The 24,669-nt window shown below is 47.6% G+C and carries 25 protein-coding genes; all 25 read right to left on the minus strand.

The window, feature by feature from the left end; all coding sequences use genetic code 11:
- Positions 1–187 precede the first annotated feature (187 nt).
- The 25 genes from MWG26_RS14080 to MWG26_RS14200 all read right to left on the minus strand — a co-directional run bounded on the left by MWG26_RS14080 (position 188) and on the right by MWG26_RS14200 (position 24,069).
- Positions 188–1,558, minus strand: a complete 1,371-nt coding sequence (locus MWG26_RS14080) for a sodium-dependent transporter (RefSeq protein ID WP_025656946.1) — start codon at positions 1,556–1,558, stop codon at positions 188–190.
- Between the two features lie 281 nt (positions 1,559–1,839).
- On the minus strand, positions 1,840–2,814 hold the full coding sequence (locus tag MWG26_RS14085; RefSeq protein ID WP_025656945.1) for an ABC transporter permease: 975 nt from the start codon (positions 2,812–2,814) through the stop codon (positions 1,840–1,842).
- A 12-nt stretch (positions 2,815–2,826) separates the two neighbouring features.
- Positions 2,827–3,825, minus strand: coding sequence for an ABC transporter permease (locus MWG26_RS14090; RefSeq protein WP_025656944.1), 999 nt, complete (start codon positions 3,823–3,825; stop codon positions 2,827–2,829).
- Entirely contained in the window at positions 3,822–5,318 is a 1,497-nt protein-coding gene (locus MWG26_RS14095; RefSeq protein ID WP_025656943.1) for a sugar ABC transporter ATP-binding protein, read from the minus strand. Before MWG26_RS14095 ends, MWG26_RS14090 begins: the two co-directional genes overlap by 4 nt.
- A gap of 244 nt (positions 5,319–5,562) precedes the next feature.
- Entirely contained in the window at positions 5,563–6,627 is a 1,065-nt protein-coding gene (locus tag MWG26_RS14100) for an autoinducer 2 ABC transporter substrate-binding protein (RefSeq protein WP_025656942.1), read from the minus strand.
- A 108-nt stretch (positions 6,628–6,735) separates the two neighbouring features.
- Positions 6,736–7,731: a VOC family protein gene (locus MWG26_RS14105; protein WP_025656941.1), complete on the minus strand. Its 996-nt coding sequence runs from the start codon at positions 7,729–7,731 to the stop codon at positions 6,736–6,738.
- A gap of 3 nt (positions 7,732–7,734) precedes the next feature.
- The gene (locus MWG26_RS14110) at positions 7,735–8,733 is read right to left on the minus strand and encodes a Gfo/Idh/MocA family protein (protein ID WP_025656940.1); all 999 of its coding nucleotides are present in this window, start codon (positions 8,731–8,733) and stop codon (positions 7,735–7,737) included.
- A 423-nt stretch (positions 8,734–9,156) separates the two neighbouring features.
- Positions 9,157–10,134, minus strand: coding sequence for a LacI family DNA-binding transcriptional regulator (locus tag MWG26_RS14115; protein ID WP_025656939.1), 978 nt, complete (start codon positions 10,132–10,134; stop codon positions 9,157–9,159).
- Positions 10,135–10,372: 238 nt separating this feature from the next.
- Positions 10,373–12,457 (minus strand): HelD family protein, encoded by a 2,085-nt coding sequence (locus MWG26_RS14120; RefSeq protein WP_117441265.1) that lies wholly within the window; start codon positions 12,455–12,457, stop codon positions 10,373–10,375.
- Positions 12,450–13,304, minus strand: coding sequence for a helix-turn-helix transcriptional regulator (locus MWG26_RS14125; protein WP_117441266.1), 855 nt, complete (start codon positions 13,302–13,304; stop codon positions 12,450–12,452). Before MWG26_RS14125 ends, MWG26_RS14120 begins: the two co-directional genes overlap by 8 nt.
- A gap of 561 nt (positions 13,305–13,865) precedes the next feature.
- Entirely contained in the window at positions 13,866–14,342 is a 477-nt protein-coding gene (locus tag MWG26_RS14130; RefSeq protein WP_025656938.1) for a methylglyoxal synthase, read from the minus strand.
- 84 nt (positions 14,343–14,426) lie between these two features.
- Entirely contained in the window at positions 14,427–16,004 is a 1,578-nt protein-coding gene (locus MWG26_RS14135; protein ID WP_117441267.1) for a putative ABC exporter domain-containing protein, read from the minus strand.
- Positions 16,005–16,715, minus strand: coding sequence for an ABC transporter ATP-binding protein (locus MWG26_RS14140; RefSeq protein ID WP_025656937.1), 711 nt, complete (start codon positions 16,713–16,715; stop codon positions 16,005–16,007).
- 35 nt (positions 16,716–16,750) lie between these two features.
- The gene (locus tag MWG26_RS14145; RefSeq protein ID WP_025656936.1) at positions 16,751–17,404 is read right to left on the minus strand and encodes an ABC-2 transporter permease; all 654 of its coding nucleotides are present in this window, start codon (positions 17,402–17,404) and stop codon (positions 16,751–16,753) included.
- Between the two features lie 11 nt (positions 17,405–17,415).
- A complete protein-coding gene (locus tag MWG26_RS14150) occupies positions 17,416–18,117 on the minus strand; it encodes an ABC transporter ATP-binding protein (protein WP_025656935.1) in 702 nt (233 codons plus the stop codon).
- 410 nt (positions 18,118–18,527) lie between these two features.
- On the minus strand, positions 18,528–18,962 hold the full coding sequence (locus MWG26_RS14155) for a hypothetical protein (protein ID WP_025656934.1): 435 nt from the start codon (positions 18,960–18,962) through the stop codon (positions 18,528–18,530).
- A 142-nt stretch (positions 18,963–19,104) separates the two neighbouring features.
- The gene (locus MWG26_RS14160) at positions 19,105–19,494 is read right to left on the minus strand and encodes a hypothetical protein (protein WP_025656933.1); all 390 of its coding nucleotides are present in this window, start codon (positions 19,492–19,494) and stop codon (positions 19,105–19,107) included.
- On the minus strand, positions 19,479–19,964 hold the full coding sequence (locus tag MWG26_RS14165; RefSeq protein WP_025656932.1) for a hypothetical protein: 486 nt from the start codon (positions 19,962–19,964) through the stop codon (positions 19,479–19,481). The genes MWG26_RS14160 and MWG26_RS14165 overlap by 16 nt, the downstream gene beginning before the upstream one ends.
- A gap of 3 nt (positions 19,965–19,967) precedes the next feature.
- Positions 19,968–21,017, minus strand: coding sequence for a hypothetical protein (locus MWG26_RS14170; RefSeq protein WP_025656931.1), 1,050 nt, complete (start codon positions 21,015–21,017; stop codon positions 19,968–19,970).
- 83 nt (positions 21,018–21,100) lie between these two features.
- Positions 21,101–21,298: a hypothetical protein gene (locus MWG26_RS14175; protein ID WP_025656930.1), complete on the minus strand. Its 198-nt coding sequence runs from the start codon at positions 21,296–21,298 to the stop codon at positions 21,101–21,103.
- A gap of 15 nt (positions 21,299–21,313) precedes the next feature.
- Positions 21,314–21,496 (minus strand): hypothetical protein, encoded by a 183-nt coding sequence (locus MWG26_RS14180; protein WP_147324112.1) that lies wholly within the window; start codon positions 21,494–21,496, stop codon positions 21,314–21,316.
- Positions 21,497–21,530: 34 nt separating this feature from the next.
- A complete protein-coding gene (locus MWG26_RS14185; RefSeq protein WP_025656928.1) occupies positions 21,531–22,544 on the minus strand; it encodes a type IV pilus biogenesis protein PilM in 1,014 nt (337 codons plus the stop codon).
- Entirely contained in the window at positions 22,541–22,693 is a 153-nt protein-coding gene (locus MWG26_RS14190; protein WP_153921213.1) for a hypothetical protein, read from the minus strand. Before MWG26_RS14190 ends, MWG26_RS14185 begins: the two co-directional genes overlap by 4 nt.
- A gap of 2 nt (positions 22,694–22,695) precedes the next feature.
- Entirely contained in the window at positions 22,696–23,244 is a 549-nt protein-coding gene (locus MWG26_RS14195) for a type II secretion system F family protein (protein WP_049915810.1), read from the minus strand.
- Between the two features lie 42 nt (positions 23,245–23,286).
- Positions 23,287–24,069 carry a prepilin peptidase gene (locus tag MWG26_RS14200; protein ID WP_025656927.1) on the minus strand — a complete coding sequence of 261 codons (783 nt, stop codon included), beginning with the start codon at positions 24,067–24,069 and terminating at the stop codon, positions 23,287–23,289.
- Positions 24,070–24,669 lie beyond the last annotated feature (600 nt).

Consider the following 24,669-nt stretch of genomic DNA (forward strand, 5'->3'; position numbering starts at 1 on the left):
TGATTAGCTACTCAGACCGCTTCGACTTCTGCTTCGGAAGCAGATATCAGCTTTACAATCCGGCCGGCGTTTCATTAAGCCGTTCTAACCGGGCACCCTATACTTTTTATGAAACCCGCTATCTTTCCTCCCCGCCCCGCGTTAGAACTCCCTCCTGGCACCGGCTATATCTTTCCTTGTATCTCCGTTATTTATGAAACAGTGACCAGTATCCTTGTACGAATATAAACAGTACAACCAGGGGCAGTATATAGGAAACATAGATTCTGGCCCATTTTGGAAATTTGATTCCGGCACCTGTATTGGCTTCTTTGCAGAAGTTTTTCCATCCCCATCCGATGCGGCTGGTGCAGAACAGAAGGTAGATCAGGCTGCCCAGGGGGAGGAGGTTGTTGCTTACGAGGAAGTCTTCAAAGTCCAGTACGTTTGTACCTGCACCCATGGGGGAGAAGCCGCTCCAGAGGTTGAAACCCAGTACGCATGGAAGGGAGAGGACAATAATCGCTCCCAGATTGGCGAGCACTGCTTTCCCGCGGCTGCATCCCGTCAGATCCATGGCAAAGGATATGATGTTTTCGAATACTGCAATGATCGTTGAGGCGGCTGCAAAAAACATGCAGAGGAAAAACAAGGTTCCCCAGATCCGCCCTCCGCTCATGGAGTTGAAAATGTTGGGAAGGGTAATGAAGATCAGACTTGGCCCGCTGTCCGGCTTTACCCCAAATGCAAAACACGCAGGGAAGATGACCAGGCCTGCAACCAGGGCCACACATGTATCCAGAACCGTAACGCAGACAGCCTCTCCTGTCAGTGTTCTCTTCTTATCTATATAACTTCCAAATATGGCGATCGCTCCAATACCAAGGCTCAGGGTAAAGAACGCCTGTCCCATGGCCGCGAATACCACATCCATAATCCCGGCTTCTTTTACCTTCGAAAAGTCAGGGGACAGATAGAAACGCAGCCCCTCTCCTGCGCCCTCAAGAGTTGCGGAACGTACTGCCAGTATAATCATCAGCGCCAGCAGAATCAGCATCATTACTTTCGTAATTTTTTCCACGCCTTTCTGCAGGCCCTTGCTGCAGATTCCAAAGCAAAGTGCTACAACAATGATCATGCAGACAGCCATAAGAACCGGACGGGCGGTCAACGCGCCGAACTCACCGGCAATCTCTTCTGCGTTCAGGCCCACGAATCTTCCGCCTGCCATTTTAATAAAATACAGCAGCATCCAGCCTCCGATTGTCGTATAGAACATCATCAGAAGATAATTGCCTGCCATTGCGCCGTACTTATACCAGTGCCACTTTGTCCCTTCAGGCTCCAACCTGTCAAATGATAAGGCAGCGCTCACCTGGCTTGCTCTCCCCACGGCAAACTCCATTACCATAATCGGGAGCCCCAAAACCAATAGGAAAAACAGATAAATCAATACAAACGCAGCTCCTCCGTACTGCCCCGTAATGTAGGGGAACCTCCAGACATTACCCAGACCGATGGCGCATCCTGCTGATATCAGGATAAATCCCAGCCTGGAACCAAACTTTTCTCTTTTCATTTCACTCCCAAACCTCTCTTTAGTTTTGCTTGTCACAAATCTGCATTTTCGCTGTAATGCGCTAATATACAGACTTTTCAATACATCAAGAATAATCTTACGGCATTGGGTTTTGTATGTCAAGCGGGATGTTTTTTAGCACAGCCATTCCATAAACTTCCCCGGCAGAACTCCCTAAAACTGGAAGGGCCATCCGCTGCTCCCGTCAGGATGCACCAGCTCTGTGCCTGGCTTGCCGGGAAGGCTGCGGGGCAAGCCTGGCGCAGAGCGTCTCCCTCTCATCACTCCCGCCCTCTCTTCCGGCTTCCAATCTGTCCAATTACAATAACAACTATGAGTATCACCCCCCAGACAAATGTTTTCAAAGAGGAATCGACACGCATGATATTGAATGCGCTGGACACCAGCTGCAGTACGATTACAGACAGCAGCACCCCAACTGCGCTGCCCTTTCCCCCATCCGGGTTTGTCCCGCCCAGGACGACAATCAGCAGGGAAAGCAATGTATAAGAGCTGCCATAATCTGTTTTTGCAGAATTGTATCTGGACACCATGATCAGTCCGGCCAGGCTTCCCAGCACCCCGGATACGGCATACGTCTTTACCGTAACCGTCAGATTATTAATCCCGCTGTACCGTGATGCCATAGAGTTTGTTCCCATATACCGCACATGCTGTCCATATACGGTTGAACGGAGCAGGAATGAAACCAGCAGGGCGCCCAGGATAAAGAGAATAAATGCAACCGGTACCCCAGCCAGTGTGCCGTTTCCCAGAATGCTGTAGCCTTCCGGCAGCCCAGTGATTGCGGGACCCTTTGTAATCATCAGCCCACAGCCCGTGTACAGCTGCAGCCCGCACAGAGTTACCAGCATGGCGGGGATCTGAAGGTATCCAATCATAAATCCGTTAAAACAGCCGCAGATCGCCCCCACTATAACAGCAGCAATGCACCCGAGGAGAATAGACGCAGGGCTTCCGCCCATTTTCACCATGATATAGGCTGCGGTGATCCCGGAAAAATTCGCAATTCCTACCAGCGACAGGTCAATCCCGCCTGAGATCATAGCCAGCATCATGCCAAATGAAATCAGGCCGAATTCCGGAAACTGTGTGCACATTCCCTGGATATTTTTTATGCCAAGAAAGGAGGAAGGCGCCAGGACTGCCATGATTCCAAAAATAAGGACGGCAATCAGCAATAGCATCATGCTGTTTTTATCTGAATTTTTCAGTCTGCTTTTTATATTTTCCATCGTGCCACCTTCCTATATTTTCACACTATTTTGTATTTTCTTAGTTCTCAGTGAGGTGATGGATGTACCGACTACAATCAGAAGCCCTACTACAAATGTCTGTGCATAGGTCGGAACCCCCAGCATGATCAGGTTGTTCTGAATCAGTGCTATCAGCGTGACGCCCAGAATCGTCCCCGGTATGGAGCCATGTCCTCCTGTGATTCTCGTGCCGCCCATGACAACCGCCGCAATCACCATCATCTCTGTTCCCATCAGAACCTGCGGATGCGCCTGCCGCATCAGGATCATATAAGTCACGCCGCCGACTCCGGCCAGCGCCCCCGCCAGTATGTACACAAAGGACTGAATAAATACAACCCCAAAGCCTGCAATTCTGGCCGCATTCTTGTCTCCGCCCACCGCATAGATTCCGCGGCCCAGCATGGTATATTTCAGGAGAATCCACAGGCCGATATAGATCACAGCCGGTATCAGGATCAGTGCCGTCAGCTGATATGTAATTCCGCTGTCTCCCACATATTCATAAATGAATACTTTAGACCATCTTCCAAAGCTCTCCGGAAGACGGTTGATCTCCCTGGAGCCAAGGAATGCCAGCGTGGCCCCGTTTGCCACACTGCTCACCCCGAGAGTCGCAATCAGCGGCGGAACTCCCAGTCTTGCAACCAGAACGGAATTGAGAAAACCGAACAGCATTCCGATCACGATCGCTATCATAAAAGCCAGCACCACACTGTTAAGCCCTGCCGCATTCATGATCATTGCCGTTGCATACATTGCAAAGCTGGCTACAGCCGGGAAGGATACATCGATTCCGCCGGAAATGATAACCATCATTTCAAACGCCGCGAATATCAGGGTTACCAGCATGGAACGCAGCAGTGAAACCACCGTGGATGCACTTGCAAATGCCGGATTGACAGCCCCAATAAGAATACACAGGGCGGCAATAATGTATACGACAATCATTTCGTTTGCAGTCAGCCCTCTTTTTATTCTGTCTTTCATACTGTCTCCTCCTCACCCGTAAGCAGCCGGGAAAGCCTTGTCTCATCCAGCTCTTTTGAACTGATGCTGCCTGCAGTCTTTCCGTTCTTCATAATCAGAATCTTGCTGCAGTTCTGTATCAGCTCACTGACATCATCCGATATCACGATAATTCCAACTCCCTGCTCTGCCAGTTCCCTCAGTATCTTATGAATGTCTGCCTTAGAACCGATATCCACACCCACGGTAGGACCGTTGAGCACAAGCAGAGACGGATTGGTATTCAGCCACTTGGCAATGACCATTTTCTGCGCATTTCCTCCGGAAAGAGTCCGGATGAGCGGTCTCGGCGACTTCGCATTACAGCCGATCTTCTGGATCCAGGCCTGTGTCGCATCATACATCTCCCCATAGTTCAGCCTGCCTTTTTTCAGGTATTTCCGAATGGATGCCGCCACGGTGTTCTCCTGGATTGTACAGTCCAGGAAAAGCCCCTGGGTAAGCCGGTCCTCCGGTACATATGCGATATTCGCTTTCATGGCATCTCCTATTGACTTGATGGATACAGGCTTACCATTCAGAGTAATCTTTCCCCCGCTGGCCGGAGCAATGCCGAACAGCGCATCTCCCAGTTCCCCGCGGCCGGAACCCAGAAGCCCTGTAATGCCAAGAATCTCGCCTTTTTTCAGGTCAAAGCTGACATCCTCAAATGACCCTTTTCTCGTAAGATTCTCCACTTTCAGAATGACTTCTCTGCTGCCCTCGGGGCGGTAATACACCTCATCCACATCGCGCCCGGTCATGCATTTAATGAACCGTTTTCTGTCAAACTCCTCAATCGGCCCGGTCGCCACGTTCTCACCGTTTCTTAAGATGGTCAGCCTGTCCGCGATCTCATAGATTTCATCCAGTTTGTGATTTACAATCACAATTGCCATGCCCTTAGCCTTCAGATTCCTTATTATGGTGTTGAGCATGCCGACCTCCTTTTGGGTAAGCGCCGTTGTCGGCTCGTCCAGAATCAGCAGTTTGGCATCATTTATAATCGCACGGCAGATCGCCACCATCTGTTTATTGGCTATGGAAAGCCTTTCCACCAGAACATCCGGATCCATATGGGCGCCAATCTGTTCCATTGCACGGATGGCAAGCTCCCTGGACCTCTTCCAGTTCATGGTCTTCGCACCAGTCAGAAGAGCATGATTCATAGCAATGTTCTCGGCTGCCGTCAGATTGGGGAACACCGCAAAATCCTGGTAAATCACCTGGATTCCCTTTCGGATCGAATCAATGGGTGTCAGTTTCCCTATTTTTTCTCCTTCAATATATATGGATCCTGCTGTCGGGTCATGGGCTCCGGAAATCACCTTGATCAGCGTTGATTTCCCACAACCGTTTTCTCCTGCAAGACAGTGGATCTCACCGGCCCTGATTTCCAATCCCACGTTTTTAAGCGCCTGAACTCCGCCGAATGATTTCTTAATGTTTTCTAATTTCAGAAATATTTTATCCATAATTTTCTTCCACTTTTCTTGAGTACTCCCGAAACTCTTTGTGCCCAGGATTCCGAAAGCGCTCCTTTTATAATCCCATCGGGGTATCGTATTACTTGACGTTTCCGTATGCAGCATTTCAGGCCTGCCTGAACTGTTACTCCGCATCTAAGCTATTAAGCAATACAGTCTGCTGACAGATATGAAAACAGGTGGGATGCCGCTCCATTGAGAACCTCCCACCCCTGTTTTTATAATCTATGAATCAGAAATCGTATGCCGGATCATCTACATTGTCTTTGGTCACATCAATCCATGCATTTCCAATCAGAATATTTCCGTCCAGCGTCATCTCATTGTAACCTTCCACACCAAGATCAACACCGTCTTCGATTGTTTCGCCATTGAGGAGCTTTACGGCCGTCTCTACCATGGCTTTTCCTGCCAGTGCAGGATCCCAGAAGCTGATCATATCAATGGTGCCGTTCTTTACATACTCGCCAGCATTAGAAACAAGAGCCGTTCCCACAATCTTAATCTTTCCTGACATCCCCATTTCTTCTACAGCCAGTGCGGCACCTGCAACATCCGGCATTGCGGAGCCCTGGATTCCCACGATACCCGGATTTGCCGTCAGTGCCTCTTTCACTTTGTTATATGCGGTATCCTGGTCGTCAGATGTTTCGATAAGGTCTCCGTATTTTTTCATGTCAGGATATTTCTCCTTTTGCAGTGCCTCCGCTGCTGCTACCCATTCCATATGAGACGCGCTTGTCAGTGCCCCTACCGTCTGCACATACTCGCCTTTTCCCTGGCAGGAGTCGCCAAGCGCTTCCATCAGATGATTACCGTACTCGTCGTTATTAAATGCCTCAATGTCATAGTCTGCGTTGGTCATGCCCGGAGCCTCATGTGTGATTACTACAATGCCCTGATCCCTTGCTTTCTTTAGTACCGGCTCCAGTGACTCCGTGGAAAACGGTACTACACAGATGGCATCCACGCCCTGTGAGATTAAATCCTCAATACACTGTGCCTGCAGCGCGCCGTCCGCCTCGGACGGCCCTGTGAAGAATGCATCCACCCCGTTATCTTTTGCATACTCATCAACGCCCTCTTCCATTCTCTCATACCATGCCAGCGCCGTCAGCTTTGGTACTACTGCAATCGTGTAATTTCCATCTTCTTTTTTCTCTGCTTTATCCTCTGTCTGGCCGCTCTCTGCCTGGCTGCCGGAATCCTTTCCGGAATCCTCGACACTGCCGCATCCTGCCAAAAGTGCTGTCGTCATTACCATGCTTAGTACCAGACTCACAATTTTCTTTTTCATATTTTTTCCGCTCCTGTTCTTTTACTTTTCTCCTAAAGACGCCATCCACGGGAGGCCCTTCCCCGTCCTCTTCTCCGAATCATCTGCGTTAAACCAGAGATGGCCCACTTATTTCCCGTTCTCCGCGTAATATACGTAATCCGGCGCTTCAATCCTTCCGCCATTGCCGAATTCTACAATCATGCGGAGGAGTTCCTCTGTGCTCATGTAATAATGGTTGTCTCCATCGATCCATCCCGTCTGCATGATCCGGACTTCGTATCCGCTCAGTCTCCTGCATTCCTCTTTGATCTCCTCATCCGGGTATACATCTTTGATATGATGGAACCCGGGGCCATGCTTTTCAAGGAAATCCCAGTAAATGTTATCCCCTTTTATGGGCTGTATGATCTCGATCTCCATGCCGCCAACCCATTTCACCGCACAGATAAAATCAAATCCTTTTGTAATGTGCACGCCGTTCACCTTAAAGTCTCTTAACTTCTCCGGTGTAAAATGCCTCACATCCCATCCGTCAATTCCAAGATAATAAGCGTAATTCTTCATGTATTTTTCTGCATCGTCCACGACAATTGCAATTTGTTTGATATTCTGCCTGTGGGACACTGGTCTCTTGGCATTCTTTGCCGGATATACTTCCGGAGCCTCGCCGATTCTGCCTCCGTTTCCAAGCTCGAGTGTCAGTCCCAGCTGCTCGTGAGAATCCACATAATAGTGGACATCGTTATCGATCCACCCCGTCTGCATCACCTTGAGTCCTTTCTCCTCCAGTTCTTTTACATATGCTTTCAGTTCTTCGTCATCCGGAATCACAATTTTAAAATGGTGAAGGCCGCTTCCGTATTTTTTCAGATAATCCCAATAGATATTCGGGCCTTCGACCGGCTGGATCAGTTCATACTCTACATCTCCCTCCCAGGTTACCGCACAGATAAAATCAAATCCCGCTTCAATGTGTTCGTTATGTACATAAAAATCTCTGACCGTATCCGGCGTAAAATGGCGGATATCCCATGGTCCTATTCCAAATTTCTCCCAGTAGTTTTTCATTGCTGTATCCAGATCATCTACCAGGACACAGATTTGTTTGATTGCGCCCTTCATGTCCTAAACTTCTCCTTCCGTGTCTGCCTTGTAATAGATGCCCCAGTCTTTTCTCGTATTTTCTATTAAGGCTGCAATCTTCCTGGTTTCTTCCCAGGTAAAATGCGGGCATTCCAGCGTTTTGTCTCTAAGGCACTTCTGTACTTCCCGAATCTCGAACTGGAATCCGGAGGCTGGATATGTCTCCATATACTTTTCCTTAGTACCATCATTCATGATCAGTGTAGCCGTAGTCGGATGCCAAAATTCTGAACCGATTATGATTCTGCCCTCTTCCCCGACAATTTCCGTCTCAGGTGTACTTACCTGATTAAATGCACCTCCAACAAATGCGGCCCCGCCATCTTCGTACTCCAGCAGCATATGGAAACTCTCATCCACTTCCCCGTTAGACTTCATTGTGGAATAAACCTGAACCGGTCCCTCCGGGAATGCAAGATATGCCATCGCAAGCGAGTAGATCCCCACGTCTCTGAGCGCTCCCGCAGCATGCTGCACACCGCCCTTCCACGGCTGCCAGTCGTCAATGTCCGGTTTGATATCAAAAGACGCGTGTACGGCCAGAGGCTTTCCGATCCTGCCCTTTTCTATCCAATTCCTGGCTTCTATTACCGCCGGGAAGCATCTTGTCCACATTCCCTCCATCACAAAGACCTGTTTCTCCTCTGCTTTTTTGAACACTTCATCCAGCTGACGCTGATTATCTACCATTGGCTTTTCACTCAGCACAGGGATTCCTCTGTCGAGCGCCGCCATGATATATGCATAATGGCAGTCATTCGGAGTAGCTATGTACACAATATCGATCTCTTCCTGTTCCAGCATACCCTCAAAGTCTGTATACACCTGATCGCAGCCATATTTCTGGGCAAATGCCCTTCCACTTACTATACTTCTTGAAACAACTGCCGCAAGTACGGCATCCTCTACTTCCTGCATCCCTTTTGCAAATTCATTGGCGATATAGCCTGTGCCAGCGACCGCCCATTTTACCTGTTTCATACTATGTACCAAGACTTTCAAGCACAAGTCCGCTTGTAATTGAAAGATGCATACACACAGGGTGATCGGTGTGCCTGCATTTTTTCCTTTCTTCTAAAATTATTTCACCCTTGATCCCTATCCGGATTTTTTTACTTTCGCATGCGTTGATTATCTCTTGTTCTGCAGCTTTGCTGCAGAACCGCCCGCCAGAGCATTCGTTACGGAACATTCTCAGTAACAAGTTCGTAATGCAATGTCCTGTCGACCATGTATTAATTTTATGCACTTTTACCAGTATTGTCAATGTATTTTTATCATTTTTTATTTATTTGTTACTAATAAACATTATAAAAACGTTTCCATAGCAGCATTATGCATAAAGGAAACGTTTCCATAAAACAGTAATAATTCTTATTTTAGTCATTTTTAACAATTCTATCTTTAAGCAGTTCCGCCCTTCTGAAGATACACGTCCGTAATCTGGTGGTACTCAATATCCTGATCTCCCTGTATCAGTTTCATAATTGTATCCACACATTTCTTAGCCAGGAGCGGAATATCCTGACAGACAGCTGTCACAACCGGTGTCACCATGCGGGTAAAATCTGTACCGTCATATCCCACTATTTTCAAATCCCGGGGCACCTTTATCCCCATGTCGGTCACAAAATGATACAGCGCGATGGCCCCCATATCAGAAGCAAATATCCCGTCTGCCTGCCGCACTTCATCTTCATAATTTTTCAGCAGATCTACATAATAGGAATAGTCCATCCGGTTCCACTCCATTTCCAACGTGCGGACTGAGATATGGTATTTATTCATCACATTTTCAAATTCCAGATACCGGTCATTAGATGGTGTATTTACCCGGAAAAATCCGCCGATCTGGATCACTCTCCTGCACCCCTGTTCCACCAGATATTCCGCCAGAATCCTTCCGCCCTTGCGGTGGTCAGAGTGGATCAGCGGTATCTTAGGCCCCAGATCATGGTCCATGCTGACAATCGGCTTGTCGATCTGCTGATACACCGTATCCTCCACAGACAGGGCGCAGGTAATAAGCCCATCCACAATATTCCGGTCCAGCATATCAATATATTCCTGCTCCCGGTCACTCGTCTTAACCGTATTGCAGACCATCGTCTTATACCCATATCTGTACAGTTCTATCTCTACCTGGCGGATAAACGAAGCATAGAACGGAGTCTGGAAATCAGGAATAATCACCCCTATGATTCCCGACTTTTTCCTTGATAAATTCCGCGCACGTTCGTTCGGAATAAAATTGAGTTCACGGATCGCTTCCTCAATCCTTTTTCTGGAACTTTCCGAAACATAACCGGTTCCGTTAATCATGCGGGAAACCGTAGCAATTCCCACATCCGCATGCTTTGCTACATCTTTAATGGTAGCCATACTGAAAGACCTCCTTGTATTTACTGCTTTCACTTTCTGCTGTTTTCTTTCGTGACTTTATGATTCAAGACTAACACAATACACAGCGATACACAAGAAGAGATATTTGGCTATGAGTAAATTGGGCTGTGGTGGCGCCTGATGGAAGGGCTTCATCTAGACAGGAAATTTGCTCATTTTTGGGGAAATTATGGGGAGCGGCGGATTGGGTTGGGGGAGTGTTTGGGTTTTTTGTCTTTTATTTCTTTGGCAGGTATGGGGATGGGGAGCCTGTATATAGTATTGTGAGCCGGTGCATGGCTCTGGTGGCGGCTATGTAGAGGAGACCTTTATCGTATTGGGTTTTGTAGGTTTCGGAGTCTGCATCCAGGATTATGACTTCGTCGAATTCTAAGCCTTTTGACATTTGGATGGAGGTGATGGATATTCCGTTGGTGAAGCTGGTGCTTTCGGGGGAGATCAGGTGGATCTCGTGATCCCGGGAGAGCTGTTTATGTACTGCAGCAGCTTTTTTGTTTGTTTTCAGGATGATTCCCATAGATACGTATCCGCTTTCTTGGAAGGTTTTTATTGCCTTTTTGATTTTTCGGATTTCGTCCCGGGTGTCTTCGCATGGGATCAGCTGCGGCGCAGGGCCGTGGCGTTCTATGGGCTCTAAGCGGGCCGTCTGCTGGATTTTCTTTGCAAATGTGATGATTTCGTATGTTGAGCGGTAGCTTTTGGTTAATTCCACCAGGCTTGCTTCGCAGTACTGGCGGCACAGGTCTTCTATAGTGTTGAGATGGTTGGGATTGATAAACTGCCCGAAATCTCCCAGGATGGTTTTGGGACATGAAAACAGGCGGTTGATGACAGCATATTGGATGGGGGTGTAGTCCTGCATTTCGTCGATTACCAGATGCTTTATCCGCTTACTTTCCTGCAGGCCCTCAAAGGACGCGTGCAGATAGAGAAACGGGTATACATCCGCCCATTCCAGGGTCTGCTTTGCAGGGAATACGAGCATGCCGGGTTGTCCAAGCCATTGATAGAACGCTTTATAGAGGGCCAGGCTGTTTTTTATCTTCAGCATTTTTTTCAGGCTCTTTAATATGCTTCCCGGGCGTGGAATATCGTCGTCCATGAAGTTGTCCGTATTAAAACGGTCATGGATATCTTCCGCGGTCTGCTGCAGCCTTTTTTTGATTGGATATGAAGGGTAAGCAAGGAAACGGCTTTGTATAAAGTCAGCCTCAGCAGTAAAGCGTCCGAAAGTATAGGCTTGGGGTTCAAAGATAAAGTGGGGCAGTTCCTCTAAGAAGGCGTCCATCTTTTCCACAAATTCTAAAGTAGATTTGAAGCGCGCCCGCTCAGCCCATTTTGCGTCGTTGGTTTCCAGAGGATCTTTATCCGGCTCATAGGCAATGACTCCCTCCAGCAAAACGGCGGCTATATCGGCAAAGCTTACACCGTAAATGGGTTCCTCGCCCAATTCCGGAAGAACGGTAGATATGTAATCTCCAAAGACTTTATTAGGCGAAATAATTGTGATATTTCCCGCCTTCAGCCTGTCCTTGAACCGGTACAGTAAAAATGCAATCCGGTGCAGCGCTATGGATGTTTTCCCGGAGCCCGCCACCCCCTGAATGAGAATGGTTCCGGCATTTTCGTTTCGGATGATTTGGTTCTGTTCCTTTTGGATAGTGGAAATGATCGATTTCATCTTTTCATCCGAAGTGTGGGACAACTCCCGCTGTAAAACATCATCCTGAATATTTACCGCGCTTTCCAGCGTATATTCCAATTCACCGTCTTTTATCTTAAACTGGCGTCTGCGTATCAGGTTTCCCTCAATTCTGCCCATGGGGGCGTCGTATCCAGCCGGTCCGGGTTCACAGTCATAAAACATCCCGGCAACCGGAGAGCGCCAGTCATATATCAGAAGTTCATTTTCATAATTGAAAGTAAAACGCCCAATATAGAACTTTTCGGTCCTTTCCCTGCCCTCTTCCTGAAAATCGATCCGGGCGAAATAGGGGGACCCTTTCAGCTTTGAAAGTTTTTCCCACACCTCTGCGGCGAAAGCCCCCGTATGGTCGATCTGCCTGAGCACCAACTCGTTTTGGAACATTTCATGAGGATCAAGCTCCCCGCGGTAATCTGCCATGTATCTTTTCGCATCCATATACTCTTGGTCCATCCGTTCCACATTGGAACGGGCCTCCTGCAGAGCGGCATCTAATTTCCCATTGATCATCTCCAGGTAAGCGGCCTCATCCGGGAACTGCACGGTTTCAACACATTCACTTTCCGTTTTCTTATCACTTCTGCTATGCTCATTCATTATTTACAGCCTCCTCAGATAAGACAAAGCGCTGTGTGGGATAGCCAAACTCAACCAGCAGCTCCGCCTCCGAAAAGCCCAGTCCCTGAATCTCCCGGCGCTGCCCTGTATCCGCTTTATCGCCCTCCCTGAATGTGGTAACGCTGATCTCCTTCCCCACGACCAGTTCGCTCAAAACCTTCTCCAAAAAAGCCTTCGGAATCCCTTTATCCCTGTAAAGAGGGTGGGTCCCCATAAAATCAATGCTCCCGTTTTCATATGAAAAAAGCATAATCCCCACCGCAATCGATCCGTCCTTTAAAATGAGAGCCTGCCTGCATCTAATCCGACGTTTCAGCTCCGCCTCATATTCATCTTCATACAAATGCGGAAACCCATCAATAACAAGACGCACCAGATCCATCCAGCAGGGAATATCATCTTCTGCCGCAAAATCAATACTCCATTCCATAAGATCTTTACTTTGAAGCATTCCATATTCCCCCTCAAACTGAAATCTCAACTGCAAAGGATAAAACTTTTCATTCCTGCGATATTGATTGGGCGGCAGCTTATACATCTCCCTAAAAATATTTGTAAATGCCTGCTGGCTTTCATACCCCGCTGCCGCCGCAATCTCAACAATCGGTTTCTCAGAAAAAACCAAAAGCTTAGCCGCTTCCGTCAGCTGCCTGCGCTGCACATAATCATGGATCGTCAGCCCAACCGTACGCACAAAAACTCTGTGAAGATAATACTTAGAATAATGAACAGCATTCGAGATACGATCCAAATCCAGTTTTTCCATCAAATGCTCCTCAATAAACTCAATTGCCGCCGAAACTTTCGCAACAACATTGTTATCCATAAAAATCTCCTCCTTTCACAATTCCTAATATTATCAAACTCTACAAGATTTGTTTTGCGCATTCTTGCTATAACCATCCGTCTCCCCCGCCGAATCCCCCGCGCCGCCTCCCGTCCGGATGCACCCAGCTGGGAAAAGCGGTTATGGCTTCCTGCAAAGCTGTGTATACCCAAAGGGCATCCCTTCACGCATCCCCTGCGGGCGGAGCCAAAGGAAAGCTGCGGAATCATGTATGCCGTTTCAGAACCCTAAAAACGCGCTTAGAAGCAGTTACAGAGAATATGTGGGGAATAGAGGGCAGGATTTGATTCACAAAATCAAATCCTGTTGCCGCCGGCGGCCCGAATGCATCGGCATTCGGACCAACTGCGGCAAGTACCTCTATTCCCCACATATTCTCTGTTACTGCTTCTTAGCAAGTGGCGCGGATTCTGAAACGGCATACATGATTCCGCAGCTTTCCTTTGGCTCCGCCCGCAGGGGATGCGTGAAGGGATGCCCTTTTGGGTATACACAGCTTTGCAGGAAGCCATACCCGCCGTTTTCCCAGCGTCCTTTCCCCTACTTCATCCTCTCAACCCGTTCCTTGATCGTCTTATTAAAGTTCTCTACCTGTCTGCAGTAAGTCTCATTCATAAACTTAGAATTCAGCATAAAATCCGCTGTTGCCAGGTTATTCGCAATCGGAATATCATAAACCACCGCGATTCGAAGCAGAGCCTTTACATCCGGGTCATGCGGCTGCGCCTCCAGCGGATCCCAGAGAAAGATCATAAAATCAATCTGGCCCTCCACGATCTTAGCGCCAATCTGCTGGTCACCGCCCAGGGGACCGCTGCAGTAGCCTTTCACCGGAAGCCCGGTTCTTTCCGAAATCAACTTTGCCGTTGTGCCTGTTCCGCATAAGAAATGGCTCTTTAAGATGTCTTTATTTCTGTCACACCAATCCACCAGTTCTTTTTTCTTGCCGTCATGGGCTACCAGTGCTATGTGCTTTGCTTTTCCGATTTCTAAAGTTACGTAACTGTCTTCCAGCATAAATAATACCTCCCAATTATTGCAGGACCACTTTCGTGAACTCTCCTGCAGCTCATCTTTTTCAAAGTATTGTAATCGTCTGTACTATGCCAGCTGCTCCATAGAATAAAAACGGATAGAGGCCAGTAAACCGATGACTACTGTCACTATCATACTATAAATGAAAATAATTGGAAAGACCAAATCAATATTAACCATAAATCCTGCTGCCAGCGCAATTGCAAGCCCGATTCCGAGGACCGTCATCTGGAAAATGGCACGCACAAAGTCCTGCCCGGTTTTACCCAGTGTATCGCCCAGAAGGCACTGTGCAATGACTTTAGTATACAGCCGGTTGGCCTGCAGTACCGCATACGTCAGAATTGCCAGGATGCTCTGAACAGGCCCGATCCCCCACGCTATACTCAAGGGGATACAGAAAATACATCCATCCACAAGGGCCTTGATATGCTCCATCAAAGTCGCGTACCACAATTTTCTAACCGGACTGTCCGGAATCAGAAACAGATAGGGCGTCTTCAGTTCATTTTCCCATTTTCCGAGGTATCCTGTCAGGATCAGTGTCATGTACATGATAATACCCAGCATATACATCTGAGGCACCCCTGATTTTAAAGCGCTGTCTCTCATAACGCGGGAAAGCAGGATCGCGATGGCCAGGCACAGCAGAGTCATTTTGGAAAATATAAAATACTTTTCCTTTTTGTATTCCAGCAGCTGTCTGTAAAAAATGGCCTTTGCACCGGTTCCTTTGTATGTGTCCTTTACCCGTCGGAAACGCTTTTTCTTCTCTCCCATCGACATGACCATCTCGCCGTTTACTTTCCGCCTTCTCATTTCCGCATAGTCATCTGCAAATTTGGCGGCATCCTCGTAATAGTCGCCATCGCATTTCATACGGACGGCTGCCGCGATCATCACCGCCACAGCCAGCAGATACAGCACGGTACAGATTACATTCAGTACATCCGGGCCCAGAAGAATCAGGCGGTAAACGGAGATATTCCAGCCCACAACCGGTATCATCTGCAGCCCAGGCCAGTCGAAAAATGCAGACGCAGTCTCGAGCGTAACGCCCTGCTTCTTAAAATAAATAACGATCAGAACCGCAACTCCCACAAGAAAGATCTTAATCCCTGTGCTAATTGCCTTCATTACTTTTTGCGGGATTTTATCATTCGTGTACAAGAAGATCATCACACTGACCTCAAAAACCGTTTCCACGACGCACTCCACCAGGAAAAACAGGATCATCTTCCACGGTGTAATGCCAAATACGGTAAGTCCCGCTATCAGGAATAAAACGCTCACTACAATAGTAAGAAGATAGTTCATCCATGCACTGTGCAGCAGGATCTTTTTCGGGCTAATCGGTGCGGTAAATACAAAGTGTGCATGGGATGGCTTGAAAATAACGCCTTTTTTAGAGGCATAGCCAGCAAAATTACTAAGGAAAATATATAAAGTCCAAAGTGTGATGATGACAGTCAAACCCTTTGCCGAGCTGAAATGTATCTTTGTTACGATCTGCCCCAGCATAACCGCCAAAAAAATACCATATACAATACAGATAATCATGACCAGCAGAGATGCCGGCTTTTTCACCGCTTTTTTCAGGTTGTTTATAAAACTCCGTTTCGTAAGATATAACAATGCCTTCATCTATGCTTCACCACCTGTCTCCCAGTTACCGGTCATCTCAAAGAAGAGGGCATCCAGGTCCTTTTCCCCGACCTCAGACTTCTGATAAGAACCTATGATATGGCTCTTTTCCATCACAAACATGACATCCCACAGCTCTTCTACCATTTCAAGCATGTGTGTGCTGATCAGAACGGTAACTCCCTGGTCACGCAGCTCGAGGACAATTTCTTTCAGTTCTTTAATCGCCCTGGGATCCAGACCGACCATGGGCTCATCCAGAAGAATCACCTTGGGTTTTATGACAAGCGCACAGCAGATGCTGACCTTCTGCATCATCCCTTTGGAGAGTTCATTGCCCAGCTTATCCCGCTTGTCATCCAGCTCAAACCGCTCCAGCAGCGCCGTAACCTCTTCCTCTGTAATACTGCTGCCATATGCCATTCTCACATATTCTATATGCTCCCTCACGGTCAGCGCCTCAAACATAGAAGGAATCTCCGGTACATAGGCAAACAGCTTCTTGGCTTCCATCTGCTTGGCCGGGATTCCCTGTATGCCGATCCTTCCTTTGTACCTCAAAAGCCCGGCGATGCTCTTAATAATCGTGGACTTTCCTGCGCCGTTCGGCCCCAGAAGAATCCCCACCTGCCCGTCCGGGATAAAAAAACTTACCTGATCTACGGCAAGATGTTTCCCATAGGATTTACTCAACTCTTGTATCTCCAGCATAACTTATCCTCCTCATAATTCTAAATTTATTACAGTCAAAACTCTCTTTGTTCGAGAAACTTAACAGAAAGTCCCGCAGACAATATCAAAACAGCTAATCCCGATACTATCAACAGTACGGATATGCCTGTATTCATTACAATTGCTTCCGCAATCAGATTTTTCCCAATTATCGAAAACAAAGCCACCAGCCCCCATGTGGGCAGCATAATCATTACAACAAGCAGCGCCATTTTGATTTTTGTATAGGAAAAACGAAAATACAGCGGGAAAAAAATACTTAAAACAACCGACATAGCCAAAAATGTAACCGAAAGCGAGGAGAGAGTCAAGTCCTCCCTCACGAAAACTATATTTTTAAGCGTAATTTTAGAAAGCAAAAAGTATAAAAACATTTCCAGTATAGTTAGCAGCAAACCCAGGATATATTTTACGGCCACAATCATGCTTTTCTTATATGGAACCGCCAGCAGATATAAGTTGCCCTTATACTTATCCTCCATTAAAAAAATGTTGTTAAAAAGGAAATAGCTGGCAAAGCTGACCGATATAAACAGAATATACACGCTGCTCATATGAACAGACTGATTGCTTAAAAATATCGGGACTGCAAGCAGTATCATGATGGAAAAAACAAAATACATCCCTGCCAGTAAAAGATCTTTTTTTATGAGATGAATAATCTTCATGATGCGCCTCCTCACCCTATTATTTTCAGCATTGCCTCTTCGATTGTAGGATCCGGAAGCTTTGATTGTCTCAGGAACTCCTCTTTCGATGCTGCGGCTAATATCTGCCCTTCATCAATCAGGATGATGTCATCCCCGATTTTGTCCAGATCAGAAGTAATATGCGTAGAAAAAAAGATCGTCTTCCCTTTCTCTTTCTGTTCTGACAACTCCGTACAGAATAGCTGACGCGTCTTCGGGTCCAGACCGCCGGACGGCTCATCCAGAATCAGGATCTCCGCATGATGGGATAACGCCAGGGCAAGCGCAAATTTCATCTTCATGCCCTTCGAAAGTGTATCAATCCTCTGCGTCTCCTTTAGTCCGAACTTCTCCATATACCTGTGATATTCCGAATCATCCCAGCCGGCATAAGCCCCGGCCACAACGTTTTTCATGGCAGATATGGTAAACTTATCATAAAAGTATCCGTCATCAAAGACCACGCCGATCCGCTCTTTATACGCTCGTTCATTATGATACATCGTTCTTCCCTCAAGAAGTATATGCCCGGAATCATATGGAACCAGGCCTAAGATGCATTTCAGCGTGGTTGTTTTACCTGCACCGTTATTGCCGATAAAACCGGTGATCCGTCCCTCTCTGACAGTAAAAGAAACATGATCCAGAGAAAAAGATTTGTAGTTCTTGCTCAGGTTTGATACTTCCAGCATTCTTCATCCCTCCTCATCTCTAAAACGGATTATGTATCCATCTATACAGCAGTAATTTCACTCTATACGGTATCTGTATTACTCATTTAGTACAATAATACAATGATTCCATCATCTTGTCAAGTAGGTGTTATCCGCTTAAGAATAGTACTAAAAACCTTTATTACTTTTCACCCCCAAGCCAGTATCAGTAAATCGGAGGTTCGCCGGCAAGCTTTAGTTTTGCAGGCGGACGGGGCCGCAAAATGAAGGGATAGCCGCAAACCTGCCAAACGCAGATTTGCGGCTATCCCTTCATATTGCTGGGCTCATCCAATCGGCAGTTAAGTTCGCCTACTGAGGGAGGCTCCGTAACCGGGGCAGCGTATTGATTCGTTTGGTAATACTGAATCCGCGTCCCCAAAGCGGGTTCACTTACTGCCCTCTGTTCTGAAGTAGGAATGATCGATCTCCTTCCAGTTATTGTTATTTTCAGGATTCACGCCCGGCCATCCGCCGCTGGGGCTCACGCATATGTAATATTTACCGTCAAAGCTATAGATACTTCCCTCCTGCAGCTTACTGCCGAAATGGTCTCCACCTATAATGTCCGCCTCTGTAATCAACTGATCATTTAAAACCAGAACTTTCGTCCAATTGTTCGTGTAATTTTTAATCTGCGCCATGCTGCCGCAATTGTATTTCTGGGTAATCGTATCCTCGGTTACATAATAATATCTTTGAACGCTCTCATCATAATAAATACCTTGCGGTACTTTTATGATTTCTGTATCATTCGGCGGTTTCATCGCATCTGCCAGATCTTTTAAGTCCTGAAAGGTCGGCACTCCGGCATGGTAACTCAACGTACCGCCGTCTTCCGGCCTGCGCTCTGTCGTGCCGATCGTGATGTGGCTTCAAATTCCGGCAATCCATTTTTCCATCTGTTTCCCCACCATTATCACGGTTTATTAAGCATATCGTAACAGTTCAGGCTGACCGGAACTGTTACGGAGTATCATCAATTGCAAAATCATAAATTGTTATGTTGCTTCCCTTGGTAATTCCTATTTTCTGGCTTTTCAGATCCAGGTTTTCTCCTTCGTATACCAGCTGCAGGGTCATTTCCTCTTCCGTTTTGTTTAACACCGTCTCTCCGCTGTCTTTTGCTCCGTGTTTCTGCTTGTAATAGGATGAATAAACAGCCTCTGTATTTCGCCTCATATTCTGGGAACGCGTGAACAGCTTGTAGGACTGTGAGATTACTTTTGTGAAGGTTCCGACAAGCAGCACCAAGATAACAAATCCCACAACCAATTCTACCATGGTAGACCCTTTCCGTTTATTTTTTGAATCAAAGGGATGACACGTTTTTCTGTTTTTCACTTCATTCTGCATCTTACTCTTCCCCCACTTGGTCGCCAGTATCTGTCAGAGTTATATTCAAACTGGAATAGAACTCCATAGTTTTCGATGGCACCCGTCTCATTTACTGTGTACCTCTTTTCGCCGGCATCCCATGCCGCAGCGAATTCCACGGTATGCTCATACCCATTACCGGTATTTGAATACTGGATACTGATGCCGGAATCCTCTTCCTGCCATGCAGCACTGCATGACGTTTGATTCCTGCAGCTTTGTTTCACCATATCCCCGGAGTCACTGCGGTACCAGCTGGACATGCTTGCCCCGCCTTCTCCGGTTTCCGCATCGCAGGACAGGAATGTAACTTGTCTGGTGTCCTGGTTCCTTGCAAAATTCTCAGATACGATTCGATCCATATCCGGCAGAGTGAGCATAAATGCCGCGCCATCCTGTGCCAGCTGCCCATAGGTAACCAGCGTACTGCCTTGACCCTCCGTCTCCAATTTTCACGGCAGTCCGATGGTTCTGCCTGCGCCGATGTCTCCTAAATAATAAACATTTTCATCATAAGCACTGCATGAAGGGTAATACTCTCCCGGGGCTGGTGCAGTGATCATGGCCTGATCCACATCTGCATAACGATTGTCTGACTTTTGCGAATCTGCAAGCGGATATCCTGCTGACAGATCTGTGTCCGACGTATCCCTATAAAATACATGATAATAAGTTCCGTTCCCCTTTGTAAACTGCAGCATATAGATCTGCGCCGCCTGGGATGCACCCGATATCTCCGCGGTGTAATCGGCGGCATCCGGCCGTGTATTCATCCGGGCGTTGCTGCCATCCACTTCCAAGGCAGTCCCATCTCTTGCAGATAGAGAGGCCAGAGCATCCTGTCCGTCGACCGTTCCTGTCGTACCTGCAATCTCAGTTACTTCGTCCGTCTTCTGGTACCAGCTTCTGAAGGCGGAGTCTTCATACCGTTCTATATTTCCTGAAATGCCTTTTGCCATTACCTGCGAAGTCCTGATATCCTCTGAAGATCCTGCGCCATTCACCGTTTCCGGATCCGCCAGTACAAGAACAAATTCCTGTTTTCCTTCTTCGGATTTTTGGCATTTCAGATAAGATGCTGCCTGTCTGCTGTTCTGGGAGTTGTGGATGACCTGCAGCAAATAGCGTTCTGCATACGATTCCACTGTACAGGTCAGCGTAGTCTGTTCTGTCCTGTTGTCATTCTGCACCGCCGTATCTCCTTCGTAATGACCTGCTTCCGTATATACCACGCCGGTTCTTGACTTTGCCATATCTGGAACCCCATTTTGGACACGGGGTATCCTGAATTCGGCGTAACTCCTGCTATACTTGTATTCATGAGACCAGTAGGAACTGATCTGGCTGTCAGATACCGCACGGACAGCCGCAGCCATATACATCCCCGCACAATCGGAAAGCCTGGACGGCAGCTCCATCTCACGGGTGACACCTGCCGGACCGTCCTTGTAAATCACGGAATCTTTATCTGCTAATGCTTTGACCGATACATTGATTGTCATACCGCCTGTAAATTCACTCAGGTCAACGCTTCGCTCTATTGCGGCGGAAGAAACTCTTTCCGCCCCGCTCAGAGATAAAAATGTCAGATCTCTCTGCGTGTGACCGCATAGGAACCATCTGCATTTTTTGAAATAACTACGGTCTTTTCCACCTGTGCGGCCTCGCGATAGATATCCTCGTCTGATCCTTCTATTTTCCTGCTGTATGCAGCCGTACCTGCTGTCTCATCTGCAGATTCCTCATAACCATTTTCCCTCAGATCTTTTTTCAGTGCTTCCATTTCCTCTGCGCTGTACTACTTACTGCAGACCTTATCCTGTGCGCTGCGCTCGATGGTAACGGCATATCCTGCCAAATAATCCATGATGCCTTCTGAATTCTCATCCGCGGCGTCTGTCTGTGCCGCCTGATCCGCCGCATTGGCAGCTGCCTGCAGCGCCTGTTGTTCCACAATGTACTGTTCTGTATCCCTGCACATATATATTCCCAGAGTCATGCCAAGGGTTCTAGCCTCAGACTCTTTTAATGTCTAAAGTAAAATCGGTAATTCTCATTCTCGGCTCATTTGCCGCGCAGTCATCCACATTCCCTGCCTTCGCGTCAAAGCTCAGTAGGCCGTTCTCTGCATCATAACTGCTGATCTCCGCCGTAACCAGCCCCGATGCACAGGAAGCTACGACCTCTTCGGTTGCGCTGTCCACTCTAGGATAGGCCAGCACACTGCTCTTCAGGCTCGCCATGCTGTTCCCCAGCGAGGAAGCCGCCTGCAGTTCTTCATTCAGCCTGTCGTACTCCTCACATGCCGCCACAACATCCTGTGTCAGTTCCTGACTGGCAGCTTTTCCAAGCTTCACCACCGGCTCCAGCTGTAATGCAACCGCTTCCATCTCCGCATCAATCTGGTAGATACTGTCCTGATAAATCTGCAGTTCGTCCTCCGACAATCCTGCTATGTACACCTGCGGAATCTTCTGTGCCAAATCCTGTGCCTTGGCAAACTGAAGAAGCGCACTGACCGTACGCGCCGTCTCCGCAGCAAACTCCGGGGTTCCGGACTCGGAAAACATCCTGTTTCTGCTGGAATATTTATATTCACCGTTAACCAGAAGCAGATTGATCAGCGGCATGTCGTCCGCAAACTGTACAATGCAGGTTGCGTCACTTAGCTGAAGAAGCTTTTCAGCCAGCCTCATGGTCACGCCCACTGCGTTCTCCACACCACTGATTGCAAGATCCAGGCCGGCAAAACATTCCACATATCCGTGCACAAGTTCTCTCGGCGCTACGGATGCAAAGACCTGTTTTAGCTTTTCCTTCTTCCTCTCGCCCCCGGATAGCGGGAAGTAACCGTAAACCGGATTGGAGATTCGCTCCACATCCGTTAATTCACGGCTGATATATTCCATCAACTGTCTTGGCTTCAGAGCCGACACGTCCACCACTTTCGTAGTAAACTGGCTGCTGTCGATCACCAGATATACATTCTTTCCTGGTATATGATTGGTCTCCCAAAGATTCCGGATCATTTCCCGGAACCCGTCCTGATGATCAGCATGATTGGCTCTACATACGACACCATCTTATTGATAGCAATATCCGCGTCAAATTCCATGGCATCCGCCGTCGGCAACGGCAGAGTATCCATGGTGTCAAACAGCTCCTGGAGCTGCGGCATAACTACTTTGTGAGTACCATGATAACCGCAATGATCATAACACCAAGTATCTTAAGGTACACAAGGGAGCTGGATATCTTTCCGTTCAGGCAGTGCTCTTTCTCTAACATCAAAGCCATCTGCATGGAAACCAGTTCCAGATTACTGCTGCTCTCCGCAGAGCGGTACATATAAATCCTAAGAGGGGGAAACGCCCCGTTCTGTGACTCCATCGCCTCCGAAAGGGATATTCCCTGCCGGATTTGGCGTATCATGTCTTCATACACCTGCCGTTCATTCGGCTTAATGGACTCTCCGTTTGCAATGATGTTGAGCGCCCGCACCAAAGTAACGCCCGCACCGACCAGCGTGGACAACTGCCTGGAAAAATCCGCCTGCACCTTTGCCTTAAACTGCTTCCGGTTCTTTCCGAACCGCACTTCCTTTGCTGAAAGCAGAAAAGCGTCCTGCTCGTGCAACCTGAGCTGCAGCTCCGCCTCGTTTCCCGCATTCATGGTGCCCAACATCTTTTTTCCGTCTATCGTCTGAGCCTTATACTTGTATTGTGCCATCAGACGTCCCTCCCTGATTCCCTAATTTTAGGTAATATTTTACTATATCAGAATCGCCAGATACCAGTCAATCATCTGGTTCCCGAAGAGCAGGCCCAGTATCATGCCCACACACAGAAACGGCCCGAATGCAAACTGTTCCTTGCGCCCCTTCTTTCCTGATGCCAGCAGATAGATCCCATATCCGCCTCCCAGGAGGATACCGATAATCGCAGATGCCAGAACCGTCCGCCATCCAAGAAACAGCCCCCCTGCTGCCATCAGCTTGATATCGCCGCCTCCAAATGCTCCCGGGACAGCGATCGCAAGAAGCAGCATGGGTACGCTGATGCACACCATTCCGATCAGCCTCTGCCCGATCGTAATATCCTTCATAAAAAACAGTCCCGCTGCTGTCAGAACTACAATGGCTATGGAGCAGCCGTCCGCAATCTCCATGGTGTCTAAATCCATCAGTGCCACAACGGTCAGAACCCCTGCGAATGCGAAGACCAGCACTGCTTTCGCATAATCCCCGCCGTCATATCCATAGTATATGGCGCAAAACAGTGCGGCTGCACCTCCTGCTGCCTCGGTAAGCGTGTCCCTGGCTCCAATTTTCCCGCCGCAGTAGCGGCACTTTCCCCGCAATAATAGATAGCTGAATATGGGAATTAAATCCGCTGCCCCTAGTTCATGATGGCAGGCCGGACAGGCTGAACGCCCCCTGATAAAAGACATTTTCTTAGGGACGCGATAGACAATCACGTTTAAAAAAGAAAACACACAGGCGCCGGCAAAAAACAAAAGGATGCACAACAGCGCTTCACATATAATAAAACTCATATTTATTCTCCGAATCTTGTTTCAAACCACGCTCGGTGATTTCACATTGAATTATGTAAGTTAAAATCTTCTTATGAAAAGAAAAAAGGTATTTGTTTCCACTTTTTCCCTTTCATAAAAAGGGGAATTCACCCGGTTACAACCGAACAAATTCCCACTCCTCATCTAATCAGTATATTGATGAATCTTCCAGTAGACTTCCCATGTAACAGTATCATCAGTTGCATCATACTGATACTGCACCAAAAATCTTCCCTTCCGATAACTCATGGTATCTACGCAGTTCTTTCTGGTATTCCATGAAACTAAATGGATCTGTCCAGGACAACATTCTTCGCTTCACGCAGAGCCTGCCGCTCCTGAACTGACTGATTCCATATCCACAGGGTGGTGCAAGAACCACTGCTGAAATAAGCAGGACTATGAGGGCTGTTTTGCATGTATATTTCAATAAACTTGGTACCAGAACCGCTGCAAGAATCAATATAATTACAATTACAGCGATCAGTTCAACCGCGTAAACCCTTTCTTATTTTTAGCCTTCTGTCTTAATTCTTTAAACAAAAATTTTTCCTCCTGGATAATGTTATTCGTCCTCCC

It is taken from the genome of Faecalicatena contorta (assembly GCF_022835095.1).
Classification (GTDB): Bacteria; Bacillota; Clostridia; order Lachnospirales; family Lachnospiraceae; genus Faecalicatena; species Faecalicatena contorta.